This is a genomic window from Actinomadura formosensis NBRC 14204 (assembly GCF_001552155.1).
Taxonomy (GTDB): domain Bacteria; phylum Actinomycetota; class Actinomycetes; order Streptosporangiales; family Streptosporangiaceae; genus Spirillospora; species Spirillospora formosensis.
The window spans coordinates 1-5,827 of record NZ_BCQQ01000216.1; the positions used below are offsets into that span (position 1 = coordinate 1).

Genomic DNA, 5,827 nt, shown 5'->3' on the forward strand with positions numbered 1-5,827 from the left:
GCAGGCCCACTACCAACGTCTCTCCATCCCGCGAGCGGCTGTAGGGACCAAAGTCCTTCATTTTCGAGCCGCGGACCGTGAACCCTCGCCGGCAGCGACCCCGGACACGGCCGGTTGACGTCCCCTGGGCCGGACCCGCAGGACCAGGGCGGACGATCTCGGCGCGCTATTATTTACAGGGTTGATTGTATTAATATCGTGGCTCCAGTGTCCCGGCGGAGTGGGACGGGACGACCAGGGCGGCACCGAGGTGGCGGGCATGGAGATCGAGTCGCTGGCGGCGGCCCTCGAACGGGAGCACCGCGAGATCGACGAAGGGATCGGGGCGTTCACCGCCGACCCATCGTCCAGGGAACGGGACCGGCGGCCGCTGACGCGAGCGATCCACGCCCTCCGCCGCCACATCTACCTCGAAGAGGAATTCCTGTTCCCGTCCCTGTACGCGGCGGGGCTGGGGACCCCGGTGCTCCTCATGCTGCGCGAACATGCCCAGATGTGGACGACGCTCGACTCGCTGGAAGCCGAACCGGACATCGGTGCCGCGCTCACGCTCTGCCGCCGGCTGACCGTCCAGCTGCTCCACCACAACCTGAAGGAGGAGAAGATCCTCTACCCGGAGGTGGACCGAGTCACGCCGGAGCCGGTGGCCGAGCGGCTGCGGGCCTTCCTCGACTCCGGAGAGCTGCCGCAGGGATGGGTGTGCGAGAGGGCGCGAACCTGAGCGTCCCGCCCCACCCGCCACCTTTTCCGGGACCGGTTCTGGTGAAAACCGGGGAATGATCCTCGGTCCCGCTCTCCGCCCGTCCGGAGAGCGGGACCTTCCCGGTTTCGAGGTGGGCCGTCTCAGCCGCCCGGATGGGCGGGGCGTTCAGCTCAGGAGGGCGGCGAGTGCGTGGGCGGTGGCGGGATGCTCGGTGAGCAGTGCGGTCACCTCCGGTGCGGCTCCCGGCGCCGTCGTCGCGGCGGTCGCCCAGCCGGGCGCAAGGCCCAGGAGAGCGGCCACCGCGTCGCAGGCGGCGGGGTGGGCGGCCAGGAGATCTCCGGCCGGGCCGCCGCCGGGGACGGAGGCGGGCGGCGCGGTGGCCCCGGGGTCCTCGGGGGCCGACCAGGGCGGGACCCACGAGTCCAGCGCCGGCAGGGTGGCAGGGAACGTACGGCCGGCCTCCCTGACCAGGACCGGGACCATCTCCGCGGCATGGTCCCGCAACGTGGTGATCAGCTTCGGCAGCCACGGCAGCAGGACCGCGTCGGGGAGGCGGGCGAACGCCTTCGACAGGACCTCCACCACCAGCGACGCCAGCGCCGGGGCGGGCTCCAGGGCCTGGACGAAGCCGCTCAGGTAGAGCGGGAACGACGGCACCACCAGCGGGTTGTCCAGCAGTTCGTCGCATCGCCGCCGCAGCTCCCGCAGCGGCAGCAGGCCCAGCTGTGTCTGCGCCGCCCACAGCAGGGCGACCTTGGCGGGGTGCTCCGGATGCGACTGCTGGACGGCCAGCTCCAGCTGGGTGTGGTCGCAGCCGAGGGACAGCGCCAGGCTCTCCATCCCGAGGAGGAATCCGAGCATCGCCGCGACCTGCCGCACCCCGGTGGCGTCGTCGGCGAACGCGGTCGGCAGCAGCGTGCAGTAGTGCGCGTAACCGGCGGTGACGAACGCCTGGCACCATGCCGGGAGTTCCGGTTCGGTCGCCTGGTAGTGGGTGAGCAGCCGCCGGATACGGCGCAGCACCTCGGGCGCCTCGTCCACCGTGCGCTCGGCGGCCAGCAGCTCGACCGCGCGGGCTCCCAGCTCGTCGGTGAAGCGCCCGCCGCCCAGGTAGAGGATGGAGTCCGCCACGGCGGCGAGGGCGCCGGCGGCGGTCGCCCGCGGCCCGTGCACGCCCTTGCGGAGCCGCTGTTCGAGCACCTGCTCGACGGTGACGCCCTCGTACCCCAGCTCGACGATCGAGCGCATGTTCCGGCCGATCGCCAGGTCCCAGCTCTCCTGGATCGGACGTTCGCCCAGGCGGCGTGAGCCCATGATGGGCTGGACGGCGTCGTGCGGCACCAGGCGGCGCAGAATCCACAGCAGGTCCGAGCACGGCCGCAGGCGAGGGTCGGCGGCGAGGTCGAGCAGCGCCCGCTGGATCGTGCGTTTCTCCAGGTCGAGGCCGAGCGGTCCGAGCCGGTCGAGCACGTTGCGGGCCAGCGGCGGCAGCGCGTCGTAGCCGACCGAGCCGACCCGGTCGCCGCCGAGCAGGATCTCGCACAGCCGCGCGATGTCGCGGCGGCCGGGCACGGCGTCCTTCTCGATGCAGGTGATCGCCGCGTCCTGGAAGTCGTACGGCGTCGGCCGCCGCCGCCCGCGGATCCCGGCCAGCAGGATCGAGGTCTCATAGACCGCGATGGCGTCGGCGGTGCTGGACGCGTAGCCGTTCTTGCGGGCCAGCCGGACGATGTCGACGCACCAGCCGAGCAGCTCCTGCTCGTCGAGCCCGTCCGGTGCGGGCGCGGCGGTCAGGAAGCCCGAGAGCCGGTCGGTCACGGGCGCGGGCGGTGCGGGCGGCTTCGCGGCCCTGGCGGGCTTCTTCCCCGCCGTCCGCGCACCGCTCAGCCGAAACGGCTTGAGCCCGCCGCGCCGCAGCGCCTTGCTCCAGGTCGCGGCGGCGATCGACACCGAACCGGGCGCGAGCCCGAACTGCGCCTCGATCGCCGAGTGACTGGAGGGGATGAGCCCGTACTGCCAGCTCGTGGCCGTGCGCGGGGTGATCTCGAACGAGCCGGCCCGGCCGTGCAGCCCGAACTCCGCGACCCGGCTGGCCGCGTGGAAGGCGCCGCACACGTACAGGCAGTCGGCGGGATCGGCGCCCGAGGACGCCAGATGCTCGCGCATCCGCGTCCACATGTGGCGCTCGCGGTCCTCGTCCACGGCGGTGCGGGCCGACCCTTCCGGCCGCAGCCGCCGGAACAGGCTGCCGACCAGCACCATCACCTGCCGGTAGGTGTCGTGGTCGGCGTCGACCAGCGGCTGCTCGACATACTGGTCCCACCACTCCGACCAGTGCCGCACCTTGCCGTGATGGAGCAGGTGCTCCTCCAGTTCGGCGAAGCGGGGACGCAGGTCGCCGATCTCGACGCCGACCGCGTCGCCGTGCAGCGCCGTCTCGTCGTCCGCGCTCCCGCCGCCGTCGTCACCGCGCGGCTCCCACTGGAAGACGTGGTCGGTCGAGCGGTCCACCAGCACTAGCTCCACGCCGGGCGTGGTGAGCGCGTACGAGATCGCCTGGTACTCGGCGGACGCCTCGGTGATGGGCGCGACCACGCTGAGCGGCGCCCATGCCGCCGGGAAGCCGTCGAGGTCGGTGGCGAACGACTGCAGGGCGACCGGCAGCGTGCAGTTGTGCAGCTCGTCCAGCAGCGGCCGCAGGTCTTCGCACAGCTCCAGGTAGACGACCTTCGGCTGCTTGCGGCGCAGCCGGCGGACCATCGCCGTCGCCGAGGACGGCGAGTGGTGGCACACCGGGAAGATCTCCAGCGGTTCGCGCAGCGCCCGGTCGACGTCCTCGACCAGCCCGCCCAGGATCTCCGCCACCGGGCCGGAGCCGAACCGCTCGGCCGCGCCGAGCAGCTGCCCGCGCAGCTCGCCGAACGGCCCCGCGGCCACGCCGTCCAGGTCGGTCACGGCGCCGGTCATGAGAGCTTCGCCAGCGCTTCGCGGCCGCCCTGCAGGAAACCCTGCCACGGACCCTCCTCCTTCTTGCTGCGCGGTTCGACGACGCCGTGCCAGAACTTGTTGAGGATGGCCAGGTCCTCCGGGGTGCGGCGGGCCAGCGACCCCACCAGCGAGGACGCGAGCGTCTCGGGACGCAGCTCGCGTTCGCCGAAGAACCGGCTGTGCAGGATCGCGTCCTCCAGCACGCCGATCTGCTCGGCGGTCGACAGCGCCGACTCCAGCCTCTCGTCGTCGCCGCGGGCGGACGCGGCGGCGGCGCGCAGGTCGGCGAAGCTCTGCAGCAGCACCTCCAGCAGCGACGGCGCGACCTCCAGTTCGATCCGGTGCCGCCGCAGCAGCTCGGTGGTCCGGAACCGGACGATCTCCGACTCGGCCTTCTTGCCGGTCACCACGGGGATGCGGACGAAGTTGAAACGCCGCTTGAGCGCCGAGGACAGGTCGTTGACGCCCCGGTCACGGCTGTTGGCCGTGGCGATGATCGAGAAGCCGGGCTGGGCGAACACGGTGTTGTCGGTGCTCAGCTCGGGAATGGAGACGTACTTCTCCGACAGGATCGAGATCAGCGCGTCCTGCACGTCGCTGGTGGCGCGGGTCAGCTCCTCGAACCGGCCGATCACGCCCCGTTCCATCGCGGTCATGATCGGGGAGGGGATCATCGACTCCCGCGACTGCCCCTTGGCGATCACCATGGAGACGTTCCAGGAGTACTTGATGTGGTCCTCGGTGGTGCCGGCGGTGCCCTGCACGACCAGCGTCGAGTTGCGGCTGATCGCCGCCGCCAGCAGCTCGGCCAGCCAGGACTTGCCGGTGCCGGGGTCGCCGATCAGCAGCAGCCCGCGGTCGGAGGCGAGCGTGACGATGGCGCGCTCGACGAAGGTCCGGTCACCGAACCACTTCTGCGGTATCTCCCGGTCGAGGCCGTCGGAGCGTTCGGACCCGAGGACGAACGTGCGCACCATCCGCGGGCTGAGCCGCCACGAGAACGGCCTGGGCGCGTCGTCGACCGACTCCAGGTAGTCGAGTTCGTCGGCGTACTTGGCCTCGGCCGGTGCGCGCAGCATGTCGTCGGTCATTCGGGGGGACTCCTCTACAGGTCTGCAGGCCCGGGCCTAGCCCAGGAAGTTCTTGAGTTCGAACACGAGCTTGTCGATGTGGCCGGAGATGACCGGCGTGCCGAGTTCCTTGAAGCGCTGCCGGAACCAGGGCTCCACGTTCTGCTGCCCGGAGCTGTTGACCGAGCCGACCGGGATGAACTTCACCCCAGAGCCGTGCACGGCCTTGATCCCCTCCAGCAGGGGGCGGGACCGGTCGAACTCGTAGAAGTCCGAGATCCACACCATGACCGTGTTGCGCGGGTCGGTGATCTTCGGACGCGCCATGGCCATCGCGACCGGCCCGTCGTTGCCGCCGCCGAGACTGGTGCGCAGCAGCACCTCGAACGGGTCGTTCACCCACGGGGTGAGGTCGATCGCCCGGGTGTCGTAGGCGATCAGATGCACGTCCACCTTGGGGAGCCCGGCGAAGATGGACGCCAGGATGGTGCAGTTGACCATCGAGTCCACCATCGACCCGGACTGGTCGACCACCACGATCATCCGGGCGGGCGTGCTGCGTTTGGCGGTGTGCCTGTAGAAGAGCCGGTCGACGTAGAGCCGTTCGTCGTCGGGGTTGTAGTTGACCAGGTTCTTCCAGATCGTGCGGTCGAGGTCGAGGTTGCGGAACACCCGCTTGGGCGGCACGCTCCGGTCGATCCTTCCGGCACTGGCGTGCTCGACCCGGGTCCGCAGCACCTCGGCGACCTCGTCCACATAGCGCCGGATCAGGCCCTTGGCGTTGGCGAGCGCCACGCCGGAGAGGTTGTGCTTGTCACGCAGCAGTTGCTCGACCAGCGACATGCTCGGGGTGAGCTGCCGGGCCAGCGCCGGGTCGGCCAGCACCTCGCGCAGCCGCATCCGGGAGACCAGGCCGCCTTCCAGCTCGCCAAGGATCCGCTTGAGCTCGTCCTCGTTGAGGTCGAAGCCCTGCCCGGGGCCGCCGCCCTCGCCGCGTCCTGGGTCGGGCCGCCGCCGCCCGGTCGCCGCCCGCCCGTCGCCCGCGCCTTCGCCTTGGCCGCCGCCC

4 protein-coding genes are annotated in these 5,827 nt (G+C 71.3%); 1 reads left to right on the top strand and 3 read right to left on the bottom strand.

Annotation, left to right across the window (positions count from 1 at the left end; genetic code table 11):
- Positions 1-220 precede the first annotated feature (220 nt).
- The gene (locus tag AF1_RS31500; RefSeq protein WP_207394111.1) at positions 221-721 is read left to right on the top strand and encodes a hemerythrin domain-containing protein; all 501 of its coding nucleotides are present in this window, start codon (positions 221-223) and stop codon (positions 719-721) included.
- Positions 722-868: 147 nt separating this feature from the next.
- Here the strand turns inward: AF1_RS31500 and AF1_RS31505 are convergent, their stop codons facing one another.
- From AF1_RS31505 to AF1_RS31515, 3 genes are all read right to left on the bottom strand, one after another.
- Positions 869-3,670 carry a DUF5682 family protein gene (locus AF1_RS31505; protein ID WP_067807758.1) on the bottom strand — a complete coding sequence of 934 codons (2,802 nt, stop codon included), beginning with the start codon at positions 3,668-3,670 and terminating at the stop codon, positions 869-871.
- Positions 3,667-4,782 carry an ATP-binding protein gene (locus AF1_RS31510; protein ID WP_067807761.1) on the bottom strand — a complete coding sequence of 372 codons (1,116 nt, stop codon included), beginning with the start codon at positions 4,780-4,782 and terminating at the stop codon, positions 3,667-3,669. The genes AF1_RS31505 and AF1_RS31510 overlap by 4 nt, the downstream gene beginning before the upstream one ends.
- Positions 4,783-4,818: 36 nt before the next feature.
- Positions 4,819-5,827 (bottom strand): vWA domain-containing protein (locus tag AF1_RS31515; protein ID WP_067807764.1); only part of this gene is annotated, 1,009 nt, incomplete at its 5' end.

Excerpts from the sequence above, each read along its gene's own strand:
- AF1_RS31505 (WP_067807758.1), bottom strand. The coding sequence starts at position 3,670 with ATGACCGGCGCCGTGACCGACCTGGACGGCGTGGCCGCGGGGCCGTTC.
- AF1_RS31510 (WP_067807761.1), bottom strand. The coding sequence starts at position 4,782 with ATGACCGACGACATGCTGCGCGCACCGGCCGAGGCCAAGTACGCCGAC.